Origin of the sequence: Sorangium sp. So ce1335 (assembly GCF_051521615.1) — a bacterium.
Classification (GTDB): Bacteria; Myxococcota_A; Polyangia; order Polyangiales; family Polyangiaceae; genus Sorangium.
Genome location: NZ_CP150363.1, coordinates 11,326,317 through 11,348,675 on the forward strand (window position 1 = coordinate 11,326,317; position 22,359 = coordinate 11,348,675).

Consider the following 22,359-nt stretch of genomic DNA (forward strand, 5'->3'; position numbering starts at 1 on the left):
GCCAGGGCGCGAGTTGGAATGCTCCGGACGCGCCCGCGCGAGCCGCCGAAAATACGGTGTTACAAGGCCTCCGGACCCGGCGAAACGCTTGCCCGAGCCGCTGATTTCGGCTACATTTCCGCAGTCTTTACGGGGCATCGACGAGCGGTCCGCACATGATCGTTCGTGCGCCCCCGACGCGATCCGGCGCCGCGGCCGCGACCCCGGGTCCACCCGACGATCTGCCATCCAGCCGGCCCCTCCCCCTGCAAGAACTCCGGCCACCCGAGCGGCCTCCGCCGCTCTGCGCCCCCCGGTGAGAGGCGGCGGGCGCGCCCACCAGGACCGAGATGACGGAACCCACCCTCAGCCAGCCGACCGATCTCACCAAGCCGTCGTACGACGCCCACAGCATCACGGCGCTCGAAGGCCTTGAAGCGGTGCGAAAGCGCCCCGGCATGTACATCGGCGATGTGCACGACGGATCGGGGCTGCATCACCTCGTCTGGGAGGCGGTGGACAACGCCGTCGACGAGCACCTCGCCGGCGCGTGCACCGAGATCAGGGTCACCGTCCACTTCGACGGCTCGGTCTCGATCGAGGACAACGGCCGCGGCATCCCGGTCGGGATGCACGCCAAGGGCGTGAGCGCCGCGGAGGTCGTCATGACCGTCCTCCACGCCGGCGGCAAGTTCGACAACTCCAGCTACAAGGTCTCTGCGGGCCTGCACGGCGTCGGTGTGAGCGCCGTGAACGCCGTCTCCGAATGGCTGAAGCTGGAGATCAAGCGGGAGGGCAAGCTCTGGTTCCAGGAGTACGGCCGGGGCGTGCCGAAGGCGCCGCTCAAGGCGATCGGCGTGACGGACAAGACGGGGACGAAGCTCACCTTCAAGCCCGATCCGGTCATCTTCAGCTCGGTCGAGTTCAGCTTCGACATCCTCGCGAGCCGCCTGCGCGAGCTCGCGTTCCTGAACGCCGGGCTCATCATCCACCTCGACGACCAGCGCCCGGACGGGAGGGCGGAAGTCTACGAGTACAAGGGCGGCATCGGGGAGTTCGTTGCGCTCCTCAACAAGACGAAGGAGCCGATTCACGACGACGTGATCAGCTTCGTGTCGCAGCACGAGATCGGCGCCTCGGGCGAGGGCGCGGGCAGCCGCGGGACCGCGGCGGCGCCGCCGGTCGGCGTGGAGGTCGCGCTGCAGTGGAACGGCTCGTACACCGAGGCGATCTTCTGTTACACGAACAACGTTCACAACAGGGACGGCGGCACGCACCTCACCGGGCTCCGCGCCGCGCTCACGAAGACGATCAACAACTACGGGAGCGCGCACAACCTCTTCAAGGAGCTGAAGCAGGGCCTCCAGGGCGAGGACGCGCGCGAGGGCCTGACGTGCGTGCTCAGCATCAAGCACCCGGACCCGTCGTTCGACTCGCAGACGAAATCCAAGCTCGTCTCCAGCGAGGTCAAGGGGATCGTCGAGGCCGCCGTCAGCGACAAGCTCGCGCAGTACTTCGAGGAGAACCCGCAGAGCGCGAAGAAGATCATCGAGAAGGCGGTCGTCGCGGCCAAGGCGCGCGAGGCGGCCCGCAAGGCGCGCGAGGTGATCCGCAAGGGCTCGCTCGACGTGACGTCGCTCTCGGGCAAGCTCGCGGACTGCCAGTCCAAGGACCCGGAGAAGAGCGAGATCTACATCGTCGAGGGCGAGAGCGCCGGCGGCAGCGCCAAGATGGGGCGCGACCGGCACTTCCAGGCGATCCTCCCGCTCAAGGGGAAGATCCTGAACGTGGAGCGGGCGCGGCTCGACCGGATGCTGAGCTCCGCCGAGGTCGGCACGCTGATCACCGCCCTTGGCTGCGGGATCAACGATGCCGGCGGGTTCGAGATCGACAAGCTCCGCTACCACAAGATCATCCTGATGACGGACGCCGACGTCGACGGCTCCCACATCCGGACGCTGCTCCTGACCTTCTTCTTCCGGCAGATGCCGGAGATCATGGAGAAGGGGTATCTGTTCATCGCGCAGCCGCCGCTCTACCGCGTGCGCAAGGGCAAGCGGGACCTGTACCTCAAGGATCAGGCCGCGCTGGACGAGTTCCTCGTGGGCAACGCCGTGGACGGGCTCGAGATCCTCGCCAGCGGCGCCCAGTCGGGCATCGCGGGGCAGCCGCTCTACCGGCTCGCGCAGCGGCTGAAGCGCTTCCGCGCGGTGCTGTCCAACATCGACAAGCGCTGTGACGCGCGGATCGTGGCGGCGGTGCTGCGGTCGAGCGGGCTCGGACGCGATGATCTGCGCGAGACGAAGAAGGTCGCCGCGGCGGCCGACGAGCTCCGGGCTTACCTGAAGCAGCGGTATCCGGACCTGTTCCCGCTCACGCTGGCTACGCCCCGGGACACCGAGCACGGGACGAGCCGCATCGAGGTCGTGCCCCGCCCCGGCGCGAGCGCGCGGAGGAGCGTCATCGACTGGGATCTGGTGAACTCGCCGGAGTACCAGGAGGCGTGGTCGATCGAGCAGGACCTCCGGTCGATCGGGGCGCCGCCGTACCGGGCGCGCACCTCGAGCGGCGAGGAGACGATCGAGAACGGAGAGGCGCTCGTCGAGTACATCGAAGAGCGGGGCAAGAAGGGTATCGCGATCAGCCGTTACAAGGGCCTCGGCGAGATGAACGCCGACGAGCTCTGGGAAACGACGATGAACCCGGACGCACGGACCCTCCTCCAAGTCCGCATCGACGATGCGGTGAAGACGGACGAGCTCTTCACGATCCTCATGGGCGATCAGGTCGAGCCGCGGCGCAACTTCATCGAGCAGAACGCGCTCAACGTGAAGAACCTCGACATCTGACCTGCGTTTGCGGCGCGCGGGCGCACCGAGCCCCGCGCGCCCGTGGCGCGCAGCGCGTCGAAGGTCGGAGCCGAGGCGCCCTGTTCGGGGGGTTGACCCGGCGTCGATGCTGCATCGATCACCCGTCGATCACGCACCAACCCGTCGAGTCCGCCTGGCACGTCTGGCAAGCTGCTTGCTTTGGCCGGCCCCTTGCTAGCGCAAGCACGCGCCTTAGCTTCGGGGTGCCATGAGAATCGACCGGATGACGACGAAGGCCCAAGAGGCCATACGAGAGGCTGTCGACTTCGGCAGCCGCCGGGGAAACCCCGAACTCTATCCCGAGCACCTCGTGCGGGCGATCGTCGGCCAGGACGGCGGCGTCGGCGCTCCCCTGGTGCAGAAAGCAGGCGCCGATCCCGCGGGGCTCTTGCGCCTGCTCGATGCCAAGATCGATACCTACCCTCGCGTGAGCGGCGGCGCCGAGCCGAACCTGTCGCGGCGCGCGCTCGCGGTCGTGCAGAAGGCCGAAGACGAGGCGAAGGCGCTCAAGGACGACTACATCTCGACGGAGCACGTGCTGCTCGCGGCGACGAAGGTCGACAAGGAGATCCAGTCGATCTTCGAGCGAGCGGGGCTCTCGTACGACAAGCTGCTGTCGTCGCTCGCGGCCGTGCGCGGCAATCAGCGCGTGACGGACAGGGACCCGGAGGGGAAGTTCCAGGCGCTCGAGAAGTACACGCGCGATCTCACGAAGCTCGCCCGACAGGGCAAGATCGACCCGGTGATCGGCCGAGACGAGGAGATCCGGCGCGTGATCCAGGTGCTCTCGCGGCGAACGAAGAACAACCCGGTGCTCATCGGTGAGCCGGGCGTCGGCAAGACGGCCATCGTCGAGGGCATCGCCCACAGGATCGTCGCGGGCGATGTGCCCGAGTCGCTCAAGGACAAGACCCTCGCCGCGCTCGACCTCGCCGCCATGGTCGCAGGCTCGAAGTTCCGCGGCGAGTTCGAGGACCGGCTCAAGGCCGTGCTCAAGGAGATCGAGGGCTCGAACGGGCGGATCATCCTGTTCATCGACGAGCTCCACACGCTCGTGGGCGCCGGCGCGGCCGAGGGCGCGATGGACGCGGCCAACATGCTGAAGCCCGCGCTGGCGCGCGGCGAGCTCCGGTGCATCGGCGCGACGACGCTCGACGAGTACCGGAAGCGGATCGAGAAGGACGCGGCGCTGGAGCGGCGGTTCCAGCAGGTGCTCGTGGCGCAGCCGAGCGTCGAGGACACCATCGCCATCCTCCGAGGCCTCAAGGAGAAGTACGAGGTCCACCACGGGATCCGCATCCAGGACGCTGCGCTCGTGGCGGCGTCGGTGCTGTCGAACCGGTACATCACCGAGCGGTTCCTGCCGGACAAGGCGATCGACCTCGTCGACGAGGCGGCGTCGAAGATCCGCATGGAGATCGACAGCCTGCCCACGCCGATCGACCAGGTCGAGCGCGACCTGCTCAAGCTGCAGATGGAGGAGCAGGCGCTCAAGCGCGAGAGCGACAAGGTGAGCAAGGCGCGCCTCGACGAGGTGCGGCGCGAGATCGCCGATCTCCAGGGGCAGCGCGACGCGATGCGGGCGCAGTGGATGCGCGAGAAGGAGCTCATCTCCGAGCTGCGCCAGCTCAAGCCGCAGATCGAGGAGCTCAAGCTGGAGGAAGAGCGCCTGAAGCGCGCCGGCGATCTCGGGCGCGCGGCGGAGATCCATTACGGCACGATCCCGGAGATCGAGAAGAAGCTCGAGTCGATCCGCTCCACCCTCTCGCAGGTGCAGTCGAAGCAGAGCTACCTGAAGGAGGAGGTCACGGACGAGGACATCGCCGCTGTCGTGTCGAAGTGGACCGGGATCCCGGTGTCCAAGATGCTCGAGAGCGAGATGCAGAAGCTCCTGCACCTGGAGGAAGGGCTGCGCCGGCGCGTCGTCGGGCAGGAGGACGCGCTCCGCGCGGTGTCGAACGCCATCCGGCGCTCGCGGGCCGGCCTCGGCGACGAGCGGCGGCCGATAGGATCGTTCCTGTTCCTCGGGCCGACGGGCGTCGGCAAGACCGAGCTGGCGCGCGCGCTCGCCGAGATCCTGTTCGATGACGAGCGGGCCATGGTGCGGCTCGACATGAGCGAGTACGGGGAGCGCCACGCGGTGGCCCGCCTGATCGGCGCGCCGCCCGGGTACGTCGGCTACGAGGAGGGCGGCCAGCTCACGGAGCCGGTGCGGCGGCGGCCGTACAGCGTCGTGCTGTTCGACGAGATCGAGAAGGCGCACCCGGACATCTGGAATACGCTGCTCCAGGTGCTCGACGATGGACGCCTGACCGACGGGCAGGGGCACACGGTCGATTTCAAGAACACGATCATCATCCTGACATCCAACCTCGGGACGCCTGCGGCCGCGGCGATCGAGGAGCGCTCCAACCTGCCGGCGGACGAGAAGGCCGAGCTCGTGAGGAGCGCCGTCATCGAGGAGGTGCGGAAGCACTTCCGCCCGGAGTTCTTGAATCGGCTCGACGATCTCATCGTGTTCCGGCGGCTCGCGCGCGAGCAGATGGAGAAGATCGTCGACATCCAGCTCGATCTGCTGCGAAAGCGGCTGGACCGGCGCGGGCTGCAGTTCACCATCTCGCCGGAGGCGAAGGGCTACCTCATCGAGCAGGGGTGGGACCCGCAGTACGGCGCGAGGCCGCTGAAGCGGGCGATTCAGCGGAGCATCGAGGACGAGCTCGCAAAGCGGATCCTCGGCGGCGAGTTCAAGCAGGGAGACACGGTGCGGATCGACCGCGGGGGCGAGGCGCTGACGTTCACGCGCTCAGCGCCGAACTGACGCGCCCGCGTCAGCGCTCGGGGAGGTTGCCGGCGATCCGGCGGAGGAGGTCCAGGACGGCGTAGGCCGCGCCGAGCTGGACCTCCTCGCGATCCCCGGAGAACACGCGGTCGCGAACGACCAGGCCGCCGGGGTGCGACACGGCCCAGTAGCAAAGGCCGACCGGCTTCGTCGCCGTGCCGCCCGTCGGGCCGGCGATGCCGGTCACGGAGATGCCGACGTCAACCTCGCAGAGGCGGCGAACCCCCTGGGCCATCTCGGCGGCGACCTCGGCGGACACGGCGCCATGGCCGCGCAGCGTGTCCTCGGCGACGCCGAGCAGCCGGGTCTTGGCGCTGTTCGCGTACGTGACCGCGGCGCCGACGAGGTAGTCGCTCGCCGGGTAGCTGGTGAGCAGGTGCGAGATCAGCCCGCCGGTGCACGACTCCGACACGGCGAGCCGCCAGCCACGGGCGCGCACGGAGCGGCCGACAATCTCCGGAAAGGCGTCGGTCCCCTCCCCGTACACGGCCGTGCCGAGCCGCTCGCGGACGTCGGCCGTCGCCCTCAAGGCCAGCTCGTGCGCCATCGACTGGGTGGCGGCGCGGGCGTGGACCTTCACGTCGACCTCCGGGTAATGCACGCGGTAGCCGAGCGTGATGCCGGGATAGGCCTCCTCCACGCCCTTGAGGAGCTCGCCCAGCGCGGATTCGGGGAGACTGTAGGTGCGGAGACGCACCTGGAAGGTGTTGTTCGGCGCGGCCGGCCGCACGCGCGGCAGCACCTGCTCGGCGAACATGCTCTTCATCTCCCGCGGCACGCCCGGGAGGAAGAAGACCGTGGACTCGCCGAGGTGGACCCCGAAGCCGGGCGCGGTGCCGGAGGAGTTCGGAAGGATCTCCGAGCCGGCGGGGACCTCGGCCTGCTTCTCGTGGCCCGCGTTCATCGTCTTGCCGCGGCTCTCCACGCGGCGGCGGATGGCGAGGAGCGTGCTCTCGTCGCGCACGATGTCGGTGCCCGCGGCGCGCGCGGCGGCCAGCGCCGTGAGGTCGTCCGTCGTGGGGCCGAGGCCGCCGGTGGCGATGACCAGCCGGTGAGCGCTCGCGAGCTGGCGGATCGTCGCGGCGATGCGATCGACGTCGTCGTCGACCGTGATCGACTCGCTGACCGTGAAGCCCGCCGCCGTGAGCTCCGCAGCGAGCCAGGTCGCGTTGGTGTTGATGATCTCGCCCCGGGTGAGCTCGGTCCCGATCGAGAGAAGCGCGACAGTCATTGGGACTGGGGACTGTAACCCAATCCGGAGCAGACGGAGCGCGTTTCCGGAGGGTTTTGCGCCGAGGTCGCGTCTGCCCCTCACCCTCTGCCCTCACCCTCTGCCCTCACCCTCTGCCCTTCCCGCTTCCCCACCTTCCCCGCCTTCCCTGCTTCCCCGCCCGAGCCCCCCGCAGCGCGCTGGAGGCTCAAGGGGCATAGGCGCACCGGAAGCCGATATCCGGCGCGCGGGTCGAGACGGGGAGAAGCCGCCGATTCCAGGCGCGGAGCGCCGCGGCCGCCTCGTCAGCCCACGATCCGCCGTGAGTTCCCGAGATCTCCGCTCCTGGCAGGTCGGGGGCCGCCCACTCGGCGACGTTGCCGGCCAGGTCGAACAGGCGCCCGGTCGCGTGGACCGCGGCGCCGTCGGGTCGCGCGCCGGCGAGCTCCGGGCCGGTCGCGTTCCATCCGCATGGGCCCGCTCGCAAGCCGAAGACGACGCGCCGGCAGACGGCGCCTGTGTCACCCCACGGGTACCGCCGGCCCGACGGGCCGGCCGCGGCGAACGCGAGCTGATCGCCCGTGGGGAGCGCTCCGCCCGCGAAGGCGCAGAAGCGGGCGGCTTCTTCCATGGTGATCCCCGTCACGGGGACGCCCGGCTCGCCGCGCAGCGGCAAGGGCGCGCACGCGCCGGCGTCCACGCAGGCCGCGTAAGGCTGCTCGGTGACCTCGAACGCGTCGAGCGAGAACGCCGGGACGAACACCTCGCGCGCCTCGACGATGCCCTGCGCCTCCCAGTCGCTCGGCCCGAGGCGCAGCGTGCCGGCGGCGATGCGCACGATCGCGCGCGGCGCGGCGCACCCGGCGGGGGTGAGCGTGAGCCCGGCGCCGCAGCGGCTCGGCGCGCCGGCGCAGCGTCCGCCCTCGAGGCGCTGGCCGGCGCCGCAACATCGCGGGCCGAGCGCGACCATCCCTGGCGCGCAGCGCGCCGGTGGCCCGCCGCGATGGCGGGCCAGCACGGCGACGCCGGCGATCGTCAGGAGGGCCGCGGCCGCGGGGAGAGCGACCTTCCAGCCAGGCATCGATCCGAGGATCGGCGCCGACCCCACCTCAGGGGGGCGGCGTGTCAGCGCTCGACGTGAGCGACGAGCCGGGTGCTTTGCGCGCGCCCGCGGCCTTCCCGCGCGCCGGCTTCGACTCGATCATGGCGACGATGCGCGCGAGCGCGTCGAGGAGCGCCGTCCGGACGCGCTCGTACGTCTTCGGGCCGACGTCGCCCCGCCTCCGCGCGCGCTCGAGCTCGACGAACTCGTCGAGCAGCGCGTCGCGCGCCTCCATCAGCTCCCGCCGCTCCTCGTCGTCGGGCCCGCGATGTCCGTCGCGCCGCCGAACCAGGTTCACCCCGGCGCCCAGGGCCACGGCCGCTCCGGCCAGGGACAGCGCGATCCACCGGCCCCAGCCCGGCGTGGGCAGCCCGGCGAGCGTGATCTCGACCGTCCGCAGACCGCCCTCGGCGCGGGAGCTCTGCTTCTCGGTGATCAGGATCTTCTTGCCGTCGCGGTTCTGGGTGCGCTGCGCCGCGGGGAAGCCGGCGACGTTCAGCGTCATCGACTTCGACGCCTCGGCCATCACCCGGAACTGGGCCATGCGCGGCGGCAGCTCGATGCGGATCGTCTGGCTCTCTTCCTTGTTGAGCGGGACCTGCCAGCGGAACTGCCCTTCGTGCCGGCCAGGGCTCACGGTGCCGCGCAGCGCGACGCCGGTGCCCTTGACCTCGTCGAAGCGCATGTCGTCCATGGTCTCCGTCTTGTTGAAGGCCTTGTAGTCGGGCGGCAGGGCGAACGTCTCGTTGGGCAACCAGGCGACGCGGCCGAGGTTGTAGACCTGGAAGAGCTGCTCGACCGAGATCGAGTCCTGCCGGAGCTGGAGGTAGATGATGCCCTGCGTCCCGACGAGCAGGCCGTTCACGTCCGGCGTGGCCTCGTAGACGTGGAGCACGGCGCGCTTCCCGGCCTCGGCGCCGAGCCCGAAATGCGGCAGCGTGAACGTGGCGCCCTCGCGCGTGACCGAGATGCCGTAGCTCGTGCCGCCGCCGATCGTGAGGTTGTCGAGACGGATGGCGCCCGCGTCGTCCGTCTCCCGCTTCACGCGCTCGCGCGAGTCGCCCTTCGCCACCGAGCTGTGCAGGATGTCGATGTCGACCGGGAGGCGAGGAACAGGCTGCCCGTCCGCGTCCTGCACCGTGAGCACGAGGACGCCGGGCGGGAGGCCGGCGTCGTCCTGAACGATGTCCTCGGGCGCGTCGAAGAGGCCCGTCAGCTCCTCCGCAGCGCGCCGCGACGCGGCCGCTCCGGCGCCGGCGTTCCCTACCGGCGGGTGACCGGACGGCAGCCCCTGCCCGACCTCGGGATGGCCCGGCGGTAGCGCGCCGGCGGGCGCCGCGGACGCGGGCGCGCCCGCGTCCGCGGCGCCCGCCGGCGGGGCCGCGGCGGGGCTCGCGGTCCCGCCGGCAGCGGCTGTCCCCGAAGGGGTCGTCGCGCCCGGCGCCGCCGCCTTCGCGTCCTGCCTGGCGGCCGCGGGTTGCGCCGGAGCGGCCGTCGCCGCTGCGGTCTGCGCTGGAGCCGCCCTCGCAGCCGCCGGTTGCGCCGGGGCGGCCGTCGCCGCTGCGGTCTGCGCTGAAGCAGCCGGCTGCGCGTGCGCAGCCGGCGCGGCGATCACGCCCAGCGAGGCGATCGCCGCCAGCGCGGTGCACCTGGTCCAGCGCATCACGGCGCCCTCCTGCTCTCGTTCACGTCACCGCCGGCCGCGGCCTCGTCGGCCGCCGCCTGCTCCGGAAGGGGCGCGTCGACCGCGCGCTTCGTCCCGCACTTCTTGCAAAACACGGCATCTTCGTCGTTGAGCGTGCCGCAGACCGCGCACGCAGAGGCGCGCGCCGCCTCGCCGTCGTCCGCCGCCGCAACGTCGTCGCGCTCCGCGACGGGCGCCGGCTCGTGATCGAGCTCTTGCCTCTCCGGCCGCCTGGCCTTGGCGCGCTTCCGCTTCGCCGGCCTGGCCTCCGCGGCGGCGCCGTCGGCCTCGCCCGCGCCGTCCGTCTCGCCCGCGGCGGCGCCGTCCGCCTCGCTCGCGGCGGCGTCCGCGTCCTGCTCCGGCGCCTCGGGCGCGCCGGTGTCGTCCTGGAGACCGGCGCGCCGGAGGTGCCTCGCGACGAGCGCGGCGACCTGCTCGCGCCGCGGCTGCGCATCGGCGTCCAGGATGCGGAGCAGCCGCTTCGCCTCGGCGCGGTACTTCGCGACCAGCTCGGCGTAGTCCTCGTCGCTGATCTTGCCGACGCTGCGCTCGAACTCCAGGTCCTTGAGCGCCCGCAGCACGGCCTGCTTCTGCTCCTCCTCGGTGCGCGGCGCGCCGATCGCATACGCGTCGGCCCCGCTCAGCGGCGTCTCGCCGAGCAGCACGCGGAGGCTCGCCCAGAAGATGGCGATGACCGCGACGAGGGCGCCGCCGGCGAGCACGAGGATCGCCGCGGGCGGCCCGGCGACGAGCCCCGCGACCCCGGCGCCCACGAGCGCCGCGAGCGGCACCCCGAAGCGGGCGTAGTGGACGATCTGCCGCTCCAGCGGCGAGTCAGCGCCGCGGCTCACGGTCTCCTGGGCCGCGGCCGAGGCGGCGCTCCTGGCGGGGGTTTCAGCGCTCATTCGCGGTCGAGGCTCTTGAGCTCGTCGTCGAGCTTGTCGTCGTAATCGTCGCGCGCGGCGGGGGCCGCGCCCTTCGGGGATCCCTGCCCGGCGGCGGCGCTCGCCTGGTCGCTGCGCTGCTTCCAGCGGCGCAGCGTCACGATGACCAGACCGGCGCCGAGCGCGATGGCGGCCAGCGGGAAGAGGTAGAGCAGCCGCTGGCTCCCCTTGTTCGGCGGCACCGCGAGCGCCTCCGGGCCGTAGCGCTCGGCGTAGGCCGCCTGGATCTGCTCGATCGTGCTCCCCGCCGCGAGCGCGACGCGGAGCGCGTCCCGGCGCTCGTGCGCGGTGCCGCAGGTGCACGTCCCGAGGGTCTCGCGCGGACAGCCGCACGTGCAGATCAGGCTCCAGAAGAGCTTGCGCTCGGTGTCGTTCTGGATGCCGACGGTGCCGGTGCGCACCATCCCCTCCCCGAGCTGCTGGCCGTGGGCGAACTCCGGCGAGCGGACCATGACGACGAGGGCGATGACGCCCGCGGCGAGGAGGGTGATGCCGTGGATCAGTTTTCGGGTGCGGCTCATTCGAAGGCTGGCTGCCTCAGCTCGGCAGCGGTCGGGAGCATGGCATCGATCGCGGGCGCCTGCCCGGCATGAACGGACTCGCCGGACGGCGGGGCGCGGCCCTCGACGCCGGCTTCACCTGGATCGACAAGGGTCGGCCGGCCGAACCCCTCCTGGACGGGGTGCCCGTAGGCCAGCGACGGGCCGCCGGCGAGCAGGAAGGCGAACACGACAGACGCCGTGACCGACCCCGCCGCCCTTACATAGCCGAACGCCCCGGCCTCCTCGAGCGCGATGTCGGGCCACATCGCGATGAGCGCCCCGAGGACCAGGATCCCCGCGCCGAACCACATGAACGAGATCAGGTTGTTCACGTGCATCTGGAACGAGGCGACCTTCGTCTGCGGGTTCGCCATCCCGATGATCACGTAGAGATCGTTCTTGAGCGTGATGTGCCGGGCGACCTCGGTCGACGGCGCCTCCGGGGTCGCCTTGTAGATGTACTTCGCCGGGCTGATCCGGCCGACCGGCACGCCGTGCCGCTCGACGTCGAGATCGGCGAAGACCATGCGCTTCTCGCTGTCGACCTCCATGCGCGGGCCGGCGTAGACGAGGCGGTACTCCTCGATCTGCACCGACTCGCCCGGGTGGAGGCTGATCTCCTTGTCGACCGTCCAGGCGCGGCCAGCGAACCCGACGAACATCACCGCGATGCCGACGTGCACGATGTAGCCGCCGTAGCGGCGCCGCGACCTCGCGACCAGGTTGTAGAACGAGGCGAAGGGCGACTCGCCCCCCCGCTTCTGCCGCGCGGCGATGCCGCGGGCGAACTCCTGGACGACCACGGCGACGTTGAACGCCGCGAACGCCACCGTGAAGAACGGGTACGTCGACGCGAGCGCGGCGAGCGCGTCGCCGAGCTGGCCGGGGTAGATCGGGTCGACGGGGACGAACGGGGCGAAGCCCACCTTCTTCCCGAGCGTGAGGTGGAGCCCCGCCGTGATCACGGTGGCCAGCACCGGCCAGCGGAAGCTCTTCCGGAAGAGCTCCGGCGACGTCTTCCGCCACCCGAGCAGCGGCGCGATCCCCATCAGCAGGAAGACCACGAGCGCGACCGGCGGGAGCCACATGTTGTAGAACGTCGGCCCGAGCGTCGACTTCTGGTCGAGCAGCCACTCGCTGATGCGCGGCCACACCGTCGCGACCGCGATGAAGATCATGATGCTGAAGAGGCCCCAGTTGTTGAAGAGGAACGCGGCCTCGCGCGACAGGAGCGACTCGAAGTGCCCCTCGCTGCGCAGCAGCGGCAGGCGGTAGACGATCAGCGCGGTGCACGTCGCCAGGATCACGGCCATGAAGAAGACGAACCAGATGCCGATGCCCGACTGGGCGAAGGAGTGCACGCTGGCGATGAGGCCCGACCGCGTGAGCCAGGTGCCGAAGATCGTGAGGAAGAACGTCCCGCAGATGAGCGAGACGTTCCACACCTTCAGCATGCCGCGGCGCTCCTGGATCATCGTCGAGTGCACGTACGCGCTCGCGGTGAGCCACGGGAGGAACGCGGCGTTCTCGACCGGATCCCACGCCCAGGGGCCGCCCCAGCCGAGCTCCTCGTAGGCCCACAGCATCCCGAGCACGTTGCCGATCGAGAGGAAGAGCCAGGAGAAGAGCATCCACTTGCGCGTCGCCACGATCCACTCGCTGTCGAGGCGGCCCGTGGCGAGCGCGGCGATCGCGAACGCGAACGGGACCGCCGCGCTCGTGAAGCCGATGTAGAGGCTCGGCGGGTGGATGATCATGTAGAAGTTGCGGAGCTGGTAGTTCAGCCCGTTGCCGTCGAGCGGGGCGCCCGCCACGCTCGTCCGGAACGGGTTCACCGCGAAGATCATCAGCGCCGCGAAGAAGATGAGGACGCTCATCAGCGTCGCGATGACGTAGGGCTGGAGCTCCAGGTACCGGCGCCGCAGCCAGAAGACGCAGCCGCCGGAGAACAGCGCGGTCAGGAACATCCACCAGAGCAGCGAGCCGTCCTGGCCTCCCCAGAGCGCCGCGATGAGGTACGGCGTGCTCATGGATCGGTCGCTGTACTGGGCGACGTAGGCGATGCGGAAATCGTGGCTGACGAAGGCGTACGCGAGCACGAGCACCGCGAGGCCGACGAGCGCGATCGTGCCGTACGCGCCGAGGCGCGCCGCCTGGAGCAGCCGCGGCCGCCCGCGCGCCGACGCGAGCCCGACGGCGAAGGTATACGCCGCGGTCACCAGAATGGCGTAAAGGACGCCGGTCCCGAACTCAGGAAGGGATTGCCACATCGTCGTGGCGCCAAGCTTAGGCTTGCCAGGCGCGCAGGGCCAGCGCACCGCGCCGCGCAGGCGAGCGCCCGCCCGCGCCCGCCGAGCGCGCTCGCACCGCCGCTCTGCCGCGCTGTGCGCGCGCCGCGCTCGCGCGCGGCGGCGCCTTCCTTGCCCCGGCGTTTTTTCTGGCCCGGCTGGACCCTGCCCCGCTCCGCGGCGTTGGGCGCGGCGATGCGGTCGCCCTCGTCAGCACCCTGGCCGATCGCGATCGCTCGGCTCCGCGGCGCGGCGCGCGACCCCCCATGTGGCCGATGTGACGGAGCACGCATTGCGGGGTCGTCACCGTCTTCATCACGTGTTCGCCAGCGCCGCGCGTCATGTCGATCGCTCCGGAAAGGCTTCGTTTCAGGCTCGGCGTTGCGCGCGGCGCACTATACTCGGAGCATGGCGACCGATCCCGCCGGCATCCGCCCGACCGAGCTCATCTACGACTGGAACGAGGTGGGCCGCGTCGGGCGGGTCATCCCGAAGGAGATCGGCTTCTTCGACGAGACCCTGCGCGACGGCCTGCAGAACCCCTCCGTCGCCGACCCGAACATCGAGAGCAAGCTCAAGCTGCTCCACCTGATGGCCAAGATCGGCATCCACGTCGCCGATGTCGGCCTGCCCGGCAGCTCGCAGCGGGCGTTCGAGGACGTGCTCCGGATGTGCAAGGAGGTGGCGGACAACCACCTGCCGATCCGCATCGCCTGCGCAGGCCGCACGGTCGTCTCGGACATCACCCCGATGATCGAGATCTCCCAGCGCGCGGGGATCCCCGTCGAGATCTACGCCTTCATCGGATCCAGCCCGATCCGCCAGCTCGCGGAGGCGTGGGACGTCGACCTCATCGCGCAGCGCAGCGCCGCCGCCATCGACGCGGGCGTGAAGGCCGGGCTCCCTGTGGCCTATGTCACGGAAGACACGACGCGATCGAGGCCCGAGGTGCTGGCGACGCTCTTCAAGGTCGCCATCGATCACGGCGCGTCCCGGCTGTGCCTCTGCGACACCGTGGGGCACGCGACGCCCGACGGGGTCCGCAACCTGATCAACTTCACGCGGGCCATCGTCGCGGGCGCCGGGGCGTCGGTCGGCATCGACTGGCACGGCCACAACGACCGGGGGCTCGCGCTCGAGAACGCGATCTGGGCGCTCCAGTTCGGCGCGGACCGCGTGCACGGCACCGCCCTCGGCATCGGCGAGCGGGTCGGCAACGCGGCGATGGAGCTCATCCTGCTCAACATGAAGCTCCTCGGCCTGCTCGAGCACCAGGACCTCACCCACCTCCTCGAGTACTGCACGACCGCCGCGCAGGCGGTCGGCTGGGAGGTGCCCATCAATTACCCCCTGGTCGGACGGGACGCCTTCCGCACGGCGACCGGCGTGCACGCGGCCGCCATCATCAAGGCCGAGTCGAAGGGCGACGCGTGGATGGCCGACCGGATCTACTCCGGCGTCCCCGCCGGCATGTTCGGGCGCAAGCAGGAGATCTGCGTCGGGTACATGTCCGGCGCCTCCAACGTGAACTACTGGCTCAGGCAGCGGAAGATCGAGCCCTCGAAGGAGCTCGTCGACGCCATCCTGGCCAAGGCCAAGGCCACGGATCACATCCTCTGCGAGGAGGAGATCCAGGCCGTGATCGAGCAGCACCGCGGCCGCCAGGCCTGATCCGGCGCGGCCCCGCCCGCGGGAACGGCCCCGGGACGTTCGGCGTTTTCGCGGATCCGGGGTAGAGAATCCAGGCCGTGGCCGAGCAGGACAAGCAAACCGCACCGGAAGCCGACCGGCCCGAGCGCCGATCGCGGATCGATACCGTCCTCGCCGTGATCGCCGCGCTCGTGTGCTTCTTCGCCGCGACGACGCTGCGCGACGTGGGCCCGCGGTTCCTGCCGCAGGCGCCGATCCCGGCGCCGCCGGTGCCCGCGTCGGTGGAGGGGCGCGCGGCCGAGCTCACAGCGACCGTGCGCGACGAGCAGGGGCGCCCGCTCCAGGACGCTGCCGTGCGCGTCTTCTCCGTGCGCGAGGACCGGGCCTACTTCGCTGGAGAGCGGAAGACCGACGCGGCGGGCGAGGCGCGCTTCGCAGGGCTGCCGTCCGGCGAGGCGTGGGTGATGGCGTACGGCGTGGAGCGGGCGCGCGCCTCGACGCGCCTCGCGCTCGAGCCGGGCCCGCGCGCCGTGGACCTCGTGCTGAGGCCCGCGAAGGTGCTCGAGGTGCTCGTCGTCGACGACGCGGAGCGCCCGGTCGACGGCGCGGAGGTCGCCGTCGCGACGGGCGATCCCCTGCCCTTCGTGGCGACCACCGCGGACGGCGGCCGCGCGCGGTTCGATCGGCTCGGCGCGACGCCGTACGTCGTCCGCGCGTCGGCGCTTGGCTTCGAGGACACCGTGCGGACCGGCATCGTGCCCGGGGCGGTGCCGCTCCGGCTGCGCCTCGACCGGCTCGGCGCCCTCACCGTGCGGGTGGTCGACGCGGAGGGGCAGCCGGCCGACGGCGCGACCGTGCTGGCCGCCGGCACCGGCCTCTGGCCGGCGCGCAGCACGACGACGGACGCGACCGGCGCGGCGAGGATCTCCGGGCTCCGCGACGGGGTGTACGACCTCAAGGCGCGGCGCGGGGGCGCCGTGAGCGCGACGGCGCTCGCCGTGCCCGTGAAGCGCGGCGAGGGCAAGGAGGTGAAGCTCGTCCTCGGGCCCGGCCGCCACGTGCGGATCCTCGTGACCGACGGCGACGGCGAGGGCGCGCCGGCCGTGAAGGGCGCGAACGTGGTGCTCGTCGAGCAGGGGCTGTCGGCGTTCCCGCTGCACGGCCGCACGGGCGACGACGGGTCGGTGACGCTCGGGCCGATCGCGCCGGGGTACGCGGCCGCGTCGGCCCTGGCAGCCGGGTTCGTGCCGCGCAACGCCGTGGAGGTCGACGCGGGCGCCACAGAGGCCCGCATCCCGCTGCTCCGCGGCGGCGCGCTCGCTGGCGAGGTCGTCGACGACCGCGGCTACCCGGTGCCGGGCGCGACCATCGAGGTCGTCGGCGCCGACGCGGAGGGCATGCCCATCGACGAGACGACCGCCATGTCCGAGTTCAGGGACGCGCAGTTCGAGCGCGCCCTGCCCGGCCCGGCGCCGCTGATCCCCGCGGGCGAGCTCGGGGTCATGCCCGGCCCGATCCCGGACCTGCCGCGCGGGGACGTGTTCATCCCGGCGGCCTCGGTGCGATCGGGCGACCCGTGGGTGACGCGCGCCGACGGCACCTTCCGGGCCGAGCCGGTCACCCCGGGGCGCGTCCACGCCATCGTGCGGCACCCGGAGTACGTGGAGACGCTCAGCGAGGTCGTGACGCTGCAGCCGGGCGGCGAGGCGCACGTGCGCGTGGTGATGCGCCAGGGCGGCCTGCTCGAGGGCCGCGTCCTCGAGGAGGACCGCAAGCCGGTCGCCGGCGCGCGCGTGGAGCTGGCCGCCACGGCCGGCTCGCTCGAGCGGGTGACGTACTCCGCGGACGACGGCACGTTCGCCTTCGCCGCGGTCCCGGACGAGGTGCTCGTCTCGGTGTCGCGGCCCGAGTCGCCCGGGGACGTGGTGGCGCGCCTCGTCGTCGAGGTGCCGGAGCGCGACCGCAAGGAGATCGAGGTCGTCCTGCCGAAGGTGCGCGAGGCGGTGGCCATCCGCGTCACCGACGATCGCGGCTACCCGCTCGATCGCGCGGAGGTGCGCGTCCTCTCGCTCGACGTCGCGGTCCCGCTCCGCAAGACGCTCTTCACGGACGACGGCGGCGACGCGCTGCTGCCCGACGCCGCCGGGCTGCCGCTCAGGATCAGCCTCGTGCGCTCCGGCAGGGCGCCGCGCGTCGAGCAGGTCGACGCGGCGCCGAAGGAGCTGCGGCTCGAGATGAGCGGCGCCCTGAAGGCGACGGGCACCGTGACCGCGCGCGGCGGGCGGGACCGGATCGAGGGCGCGCGGATCACGCTGTTCTCGCCGACGGGGCCGCGCCGCGCGACGAGCGACGCGGACGGCGCCTTCACGATCGGGGACCTCGCGCCGGGCCGGTTCCGCGTCACCGTGGGCCGCGACGGGTTCGCGCCGGCGACGCTGCGGGTCACGATCGCCGGCGATCCCGATCGCCCGACGGACCTCGGGCGCATCGACCTGTTCGAGGCGGGCGAGGTCGCCGGCGAGGTCGTCGACCAGCGCGGCGACCCGGTCGCGGGGGCCCGCGTGGCGCGCGACCGGGTGCCGACGTACCTGCCGCTCGGCCCCTTGCCGCCGGGCGTCGTGATCACGGACCGGGACGGGCGGTTCCAGCTCGGCGGGCTGCCGGAGGGGACGGCGGTGATCGAGGCGTACAGCGCGGATCTCGGGCGCGCCGAGTCGCAGCCGGTGCAGGTGCGGGCCGGAAGGACGACCGATCGGGTCAGGATCGCGCTGCCGGGAGACGGCGCGCGGCAGGACCCGAAGGGCGCGGGGAGCCTGGCGGTGACGCTCGGCGAGGAGCGCCGGACCGTGACCGTCGTGTCGGTGCCGCCGGGGAGCGAGGCCGAGGAGGCGGGCGTCGAGCCGGGCGATCGGCTGCTGTCGGTGAACGGCGTCGAGGTGCGCTCCATCGAGGAGGCGCGGCGGCGGCTCACGGGGCCGCTCTCGGAGGACGTCGTCGTGCTGCTCGCGCGCGACGGCGACCGCGGCGAGGCGCGGTGGCTCACGCGGGTGCGGCGCGAGAAGGTGCGGCGGTAGGCGGCCGGCCTCGGCGCTTCGCCTCGGCCAGCGCGCCGGCCTCAGTTGGTCTTCGCCTTGGCCAGCACGATCGCGCGGCCGTCGCCGATCTCCCAGTGGAGCGCGTGATCCGTGGCGAAGCGGAACTGCGCCTCGTCGAGGCCGCCCTCGGGCCGGAGGAACGCGACCGTCACCTGGTCGCCCTCCGCCTTCGTCACCTTGAAGGTCCCGCTGCGCGGCGTCTCCGCCGGCACGGTCACCGTCACCTTGCTGCCGTTGAACTCGATCGCTGCCCCCTTCACCCAGCCGGTCGCCTTGGTGAGCTGCTCGACGGGGGCGTTCTCGATGGACTCGCCATACCAGCGCCCCTGCAGGCGATCGCGAGGGGTCTTCGAGCAGCCCGCCACAGCGGTCAGGGCCATCGTCAGGGCCAGAGCGGTCTTGATGCGGTTCTGCATGGGCCTTCCTTCGGGACCTCGACGCGTCCCGGCTGTGGAAAATCCTAAGAAGAACGGAAGGATTGGGCCAACAATGTAGGATGTTTCGGCACACTTGCCGACGCGCCGGGGCTCTGCGGCGGAGGTGGCGCCGCGGCTTCTGAGGGGGGCGAGTTCGCGCTAGGGTTCCGCCCGAGGAGCGCGCGGCGGGCGCGCTCCTTCACGGCGCCACGACCTTGAGCACGCTGTTCCACGAAAAGCGCCTCGTCCCCCTCGAACGGACGCGGCTCCTGGACTCCATCGTCGAGCGCGCGGGCGACCGGTCGGCGGGGCCGCCCGTGATCGTCTTCGATCTCGACGGCACCCTCATGGACAACCGGCCGCGGGTCGTCGCGATCCTCCACGAGCTCGCCGAGGAGTGGCGCCGGAAGCACCCGCACGCCGCCGCCCTCCTGGAGCGCGCGGCGCCCGACGGCATCGTGTACGGGTTCCAGGACAACCTGCGCCGGCTCGGCGTTCACGACGAGGCGCTCCACCTGCACGCGTTCGAGTTCTGGAAGGCGCGCTTCTTCAATGATCCGCACATCCGGCACGACGTGGAGGTGCCGGGCGCGAGCCAGTATGCGCGCGCGTGCCACGCGGCGGGGGCGACCCTCGTGTATCTCACCGGGCGCGACCTGCCGAACATGGCGCTCGGCTCGTTCGCGAGCCTGCGGGACCTCGGCTTCCCCATCGGGATCATCGGCACCGAGCTCGTCGTGAAGCCGCGGTTCGAGATGCCCGACACCGAGTTCAAGCGGAGCGTCGCCCCGCAGCTCTCCCGGCTCGGGCACGTCATCGCGGCGTTCGACAACGAGGCGGCGAACTGCAACCTGATGGTGGAGTGCCACCCCCGCTGCACCGCCGTCTTCCTGGACACGCAGTACGCGCCCGACCCGCCGCCGCTCGATCCGCGGGTGAAGGTGATCCACACCTTCGAGCGGGCGCCGTGAGCCGGGCGCGCGTCGCCGCCCTGGGGCTGCTGCTCGCCGCCTGCGCCGGGTGCGAGCCGCCGCGCCAGCCGCCGGCCGATCCGGTGGAGGCGGGCGCGAGCCCGAACGCGAGGATCCTCCCGGCGCCGCTCGCGAGCGAGACGCCGGACCTGCTCGACGCGTCGGCCGCCGAGGCGAGCGCGAAGCTCGTGTCCGACGACTACGGCCGGCTCATCATGTCCGAGGCGAGCCAGCAGTCGCCGCTCCCGCTGCCGCCGGCGGCGCCGCTGCCGGAGGACACGCTCCCGCCCCGCGAGCTCTCCGGCGTCACGCTCGAGGCCGCCTTCCGCTGGCGCGACGTGCCGCAGCCCCCGAAGGCGCCCGAGGTGGCGACCGCCGGGCTGGAGGCCGCGCAGGAGGTCACCGGGCTGACGTGGAAGATCGATCTCGCGGAGACGGGCCGCATGCGCGTGCAGTTCACGTCGCGGGCGCTCCCGTTGCCCTCCGGCTCCGAGCTGCGCGCCCGCCACGACGTCCACGGCGAGGCGCTGCTGTGGCCGGGCTTGACCCAGTACCGGGTGCTGCCCCCGGGGGCGCTCCGCACGCTGCTCGGCGAGCGGCGCATCGACGTGACGCCGCTGTCGTCGGGCTCGGCGCGCCCGGTCGGCGAGGGCAGGCGGCTCGAGGTCGACGTCCGCAAGGTCGAGGTGCACGCGAGCCTCGGCACGCTGCACCTGGAGCTCGGCAAGATGCCGGAGGCCGGCGAGGGCGGTCCCCTGCTCTGCCGGGCGCTGATGGAGATCCTCGGCGTCGACCCGAAGTCGCCCGAGTGCGTGGCCGGCGAGGTGCCGCTCCACGCGAGCTACGCGTGGCAGGGCGGCGGCGGCGTCGGGTTCGAGGTGACGTCGATCGCCCGGCGCACCGACCTCGTCTCGACCGACATGCTGATGCCGCCCCCGAGCGCCGCGTTCGCCGCGGCGGGGCTCCCGTCGGCGCAGGGCGGCGTGTTCCTGTCGCGCGACGAGCTCGCGGCGATCCGGACGGGGCCGCTCCCCCTGCCCGCGAGCGTCGACCCGGGGGCGCCCGGCGAGGGGTTCGTCGCTGTGAACCAGACGGACGCGCTGCTCTACCTGCTCGTCGACGGCATCCCCGCGGTCGCGGTGCCGCCGATGGGCGAGCGCTACGTCAGCGGCCCGCAGCGCGGGCTCTACGTGGTCCAGTGGCGCACGTTCCTCGGCGACATCATCGAGCCGCCGCAGACGGTCGAGATGCCGGCGCGCCTCGTGCGCAGCGGGGCCGACGAGGAAGCCGCGAACGGCGGCTGAGCGGCGCGGCGGCCGCTAGCCCGCGGGCGTGACCTCGGGGCTCGACAGGAGGCGGGCGATGTCGTCGGGGATCCGCGTCAGCGTGAGGCTCGATCCGAGGCACGCGAGGAGGATGTCGCCGTCGCAGATCACGTCCTCGCCCCGGAGGATGCGGTAGCTGAAGCGCGCGGTGACCCGCTGGAGCTCGCGGCAGGTCGTCTCGACGACGAGGGTGTCCCCGAACCGCGCCGGCTGCCGGTACTTGATCCGCAGCTCCGCGACCGCGAGGTGGAGGTTGCGCCGCACCATCTCGTCGTAGGAGATGCCGCGGCGCTGCAGCCAGTCGATGCGGCCCGCCTCCAGGTACACGACGTAGTTGGCGTGGTGGACGATGCCCATCAGGTCCGTCTCGCAGAAGCGGACGGCCAGCGGCATGCGCGAGGTGAGGTGCGGGGGCGCGTCGGGCGGAGGGGGCTGCATCACGAGGGCGCCGAGACTAGCCCAGGTCCGGCCCGGGCGGCGACGGAGCGGCCGCGCGAGCGGGAGGCGCGGCGCACGGGGACGGGGGTCCGCGTCGGGCTGGCCGCGAGGGCGCCGCGGTGTTAGCGGGCGGCCATGGCCAATGTCCGGACGCTCCTGTCCGCCGAGCAGATCGGCGCCCGCGTGCGCGAGCTCGGCGCGCAGATCACAAGGGACTACGCGGAGCGGCGGCTCGTGCTCGTCTCCGTGCTCAAGGGGAGCTACGTCTTCACGGCCGACCTCGCGCGGCACATCGATCTCCCGGTGCGGATCGAGTTCCTCGGCGTGCGCAGCTACGGCGAGGGCACCGACTCGACCGGCGTCGTCCAGATCACGCAGGACCTCACCCGCCCGATCGAGGGCGAGGACATCCTCGTCGTCGAGGACATCGTCGACACGGGCCTCACGATCTCGCACCTGCTCCAGCTGCTCCGCACGAGGATGCCGAGCAGCGTGAAGGTCTGCGCGCTCCTGCACAAACCGGCGCGCGCCAAGGTCCAGGTGCCCGTCGACTACCTGGGCTTCACGATCGAGGACAAGTTCGTCGTCGGCTACGGGCTCGACTGGGCCGAGCGTTACCGGAACCTGCCGTACATCGGCGTTGTGGAGGCGACGTGAGCAAGCGGCTGTTGATGCTCGAGAAGATGACCCAGGGCGGGTCGAAGGATCCGTTCCACTGGTACGCGCTCGCGCTGGAGTACGCGGGGATGGACCGTCACGAGGACGCGCTCGCGACGTTCAACGCGCTCCGGGCGATGGACCCGACCTACGTGCCGATGTACCTCATGTGCGGGACGATGCTCGTGAAGGCAGGCCGCGTCGACGAGGGGCGCGCCTGGCTGAGCGACGGCATCGGCGCCGCGCGCAGCAAGGGAGATCAGCACGCGCTGAGCGAGCTCCAGCAGGCGCTCGCGGGCGCGGGCGGCGCCGAGGACTGAGGCGCGCGGGCGGCGGCCCGGGGTGGAGC

At 72.0% G+C, this 22,359-nt stretch carries 16 protein-coding genes; 8 read left to right on the forward strand and 8 right to left on the reverse strand.

The annotated features are described in order from the left end of the window. The first annotated feature begins 329 nt into the window (after window positions 1-329). Together gyrB and clpB are read left to right on the forward strand one after the other, a co-directional pair. Window positions 330-2,828, forward strand: a complete 2,499-nt coding sequence (gene gyrB, locus WMF24_RS42455; protein ID WP_437733173.1) for a DNA topoisomerase (ATP-hydrolyzing) subunit B — start codon at window positions 330-332, stop codon at window positions 2,826-2,828. A gap of 229 nt (window positions 2,829-3,057) precedes the next feature. Beyond that, the gene (gene clpB, locus WMF24_RS42460) at window positions 3,058-5,667 is read left to right on the forward strand and encodes an ATP-dependent chaperone ClpB (RefSeq protein WP_437733174.1); all 2,610 of its coding nucleotides are present in this window, start codon (window positions 3,058-3,060) and stop codon (window positions 5,665-5,667) included. Between the two features lie 10 nt (window positions 5,668-5,677). Here clpB and WMF24_RS42465 read toward each other — a convergent pair whose 3' ends face one another. From WMF24_RS42465 to WMF24_RS42490, 6 genes are all read right to left on the reverse strand, one after another. After that, complete coding sequence (locus WMF24_RS42465) at window positions 5,678-6,919, reverse strand: CinA family nicotinamide mononucleotide deamidase-related protein (RefSeq protein ID WP_437733175.1); 1,242 nt, start codon at window positions 6,917-6,919, stop codon at window positions 5,678-5,680. A gap of 187 nt (window positions 6,920-7,106) precedes the next feature. Further along, window positions 7,107-7,979 carry a formylglycine-generating enzyme family protein gene (locus WMF24_RS42470; protein WP_437733176.1) on the reverse strand — a complete coding sequence of 291 codons (873 nt, stop codon included), beginning with the start codon at window positions 7,977-7,979 and terminating at the stop codon, window positions 7,107-7,109. Between the two features lie 28 nt (window positions 7,980-8,007). Next, entirely contained in the window at window positions 8,008-9,666 is a 1,659-nt protein-coding gene (locus WMF24_RS42475; protein WP_437733177.1) for a hypothetical protein, read from the reverse strand. Then, window positions 9,663-10,589 (reverse strand): hypothetical protein, encoded by a 927-nt coding sequence (locus tag WMF24_RS42480; protein WP_437733178.1) that lies wholly within the window; start codon window positions 10,587-10,589, stop codon window positions 9,663-9,665. Before WMF24_RS42480 ends, WMF24_RS42475 begins: the two co-directional genes overlap by 4 nt. Further along, window positions 10,586-11,149, reverse strand: a complete 564-nt coding sequence (locus tag WMF24_RS42485) for a cytochrome c-type biogenesis protein (protein WP_437733179.1) — start codon at window positions 11,147-11,149, stop codon at window positions 10,586-10,588. Before WMF24_RS42485 ends, WMF24_RS42480 begins: the two co-directional genes overlap by 4 nt. Continuing rightward, window positions 11,146-13,440 (reverse strand): heme lyase CcmF/NrfE family subunit, encoded by a 2,295-nt coding sequence (locus tag WMF24_RS42490; RefSeq protein ID WP_437733180.1) that lies wholly within the window; start codon window positions 13,438-13,440, stop codon window positions 11,146-11,148. Before WMF24_RS42490 ends, WMF24_RS42485 begins: the two co-directional genes overlap by 4 nt. A 426-nt stretch (window positions 13,441-13,866) precedes the next feature. Here WMF24_RS42490 and WMF24_RS42495 point away from each other — a divergent pair, with 426 nt between their 5' ends. Together WMF24_RS42495 and WMF24_RS42500 are read left to right on the forward strand one after the other, a co-directional pair. Continuing rightward, window positions 13,867-15,129 (forward strand): LeuA family protein, encoded by a 1,263-nt coding sequence (locus WMF24_RS42495; protein WP_437733181.1) that lies wholly within the window; start codon window positions 13,867-13,869, stop codon window positions 15,127-15,129. A gap of 77 nt (window positions 15,130-15,206) precedes the next feature. Continuing rightward, on the forward strand, window positions 15,207-18,182 hold the full coding sequence (locus WMF24_RS42500; protein ID WP_437733182.1) for a carboxypeptidase regulatory-like domain-containing protein: 2,976 nt from the start codon (window positions 15,207-15,209) through the stop codon (window positions 18,180-18,182). A 41-nt stretch (window positions 18,183-18,223) separates the two neighbouring features. On the opposite strand, the gene WMF24_RS42505 is transcribed toward WMF24_RS42500, so the two are convergent. Further along, complete coding sequence (locus WMF24_RS42505; RefSeq protein WP_437733183.1) at window positions 18,224-18,619, reverse strand: hypothetical protein; 396 nt, start codon at window positions 18,617-18,619, stop codon at window positions 18,224-18,226. Between the two features lie 215 nt (window positions 18,620-18,834). Between WMF24_RS42505 and WMF24_RS42510 the strand changes: the two genes are divergently transcribed. Both WMF24_RS42510 and WMF24_RS42515 read left to right on the forward strand, forming a co-directional pair. Further along, window positions 18,835-19,590 (forward strand): HAD family hydrolase, encoded by a 756-nt coding sequence (locus tag WMF24_RS42510; RefSeq protein WP_437733184.1) that lies wholly within the window; start codon window positions 18,835-18,837, stop codon window positions 19,588-19,590. Continuing rightward, entirely contained in the window at window positions 19,587-20,894 is a 1,308-nt protein-coding gene (locus WMF24_RS42515; protein WP_437733185.1) for a hypothetical protein, read from the forward strand. Before WMF24_RS42510 ends, WMF24_RS42515 begins: the two co-directional genes overlap by 4 nt. Window positions 20,895-20,909: 15 nt before the next feature. Here the strand turns inward: WMF24_RS42515 and WMF24_RS42520 are convergent, their stop codons facing one another. Next, window positions 20,910-21,353, reverse strand: coding sequence for an acyl-CoA thioesterase (locus WMF24_RS42520; RefSeq protein WP_437738919.1), 444 nt, complete (start codon window positions 21,351-21,353; stop codon window positions 20,910-20,912). Window positions 21,354-21,488: 135 nt separating this feature from the next. Between WMF24_RS42520 and hpt the strand changes: the two genes are divergently transcribed. Together hpt and WMF24_RS42530 are read left to right on the forward strand one after the other, a co-directional pair. Next, window positions 21,489-22,010, forward strand: a complete 522-nt coding sequence (gene hpt, locus WMF24_RS42525) for a hypoxanthine phosphoribosyltransferase (RefSeq protein ID WP_437733186.1) — start codon at window positions 21,489-21,491, stop codon at window positions 22,008-22,010. After that, window positions 22,007-22,330: a tetratricopeptide repeat protein gene (locus WMF24_RS42530; RefSeq protein WP_437733187.1), complete on the forward strand. Its 324-nt coding sequence runs from the start codon at window positions 22,007-22,009 to the stop codon at window positions 22,328-22,330. Before hpt ends, WMF24_RS42530 begins: the two co-directional genes overlap by 4 nt. Window positions 22,331-22,359 lie beyond the last annotated feature (29 nt).

Coding starts and splice junctions, on each gene's coding strand:
- gyrB (WP_437733173.1), top strand. CDS start 330: ATGACGGAACCCACCCTCAGCCAGCCGACCGATCTCACCAAGCCGTCG.
- clpB (WP_437733174.1), top strand. CDS start 3,058: ATGAGAATCGACCGGATGACGACGAAGGCCCAAGAGGCCATACGAGAG.
- WMF24_RS42465 (WP_437733175.1), bottom strand. CDS start 6,919: ATGACTGTCGCGCTTCTCTCGATCGGGACCGAGCTCACCCGGGGCGAG.
- WMF24_RS42470 (WP_437733176.1), bottom strand. CDS start 7,979: ATGCCTGGCTGGAAGGTCGCTCTCCCCGCGGCCGCGGCCCTCCTGACG.
- WMF24_RS42480 (WP_437733178.1), bottom strand. CDS start 10,589: ATGAGCGCTGAAACCCCCGCCAGGAGCGCCGCCTCGGCCGCGGCCCAG.
- WMF24_RS42485 (WP_437733179.1), bottom strand. CDS start 11,149: ATGAGCCGCACCCGAAAACTGATCCACGGCATCACCCTCCTCGCCGCG.
- WMF24_RS42490 (WP_437733180.1), bottom strand. CDS start 13,440: ATGTGGCAATCCCTTCCTGAGTTCGGGACCGGCGTCCTTTACGCCATT.
- WMF24_RS42495 (WP_437733181.1), top strand. CDS start 13,867: ATGGCGACCGATCCCGCCGGCATCCGCCCGACCGAGCTCATCTACGAC.
- WMF24_RS42505 (WP_437733183.1), bottom strand. CDS start 18,619: ATGCAGAACCGCATCAAGACCGCTCTGGCCCTGACGATGGCCCTGACC.
- WMF24_RS42520 (WP_437738919.1), bottom strand. CDS start 21,353: ATGCAGCCCCCTCCGCCCGACGCGCCCCCGCACCTCACCTCGCGCATG.
- hpt (WP_437733186.1), top strand. CDS start 21,489: ATGGCCAATGTCCGGACGCTCCTGTCCGCCGAGCAGATCGGCGCCCGC.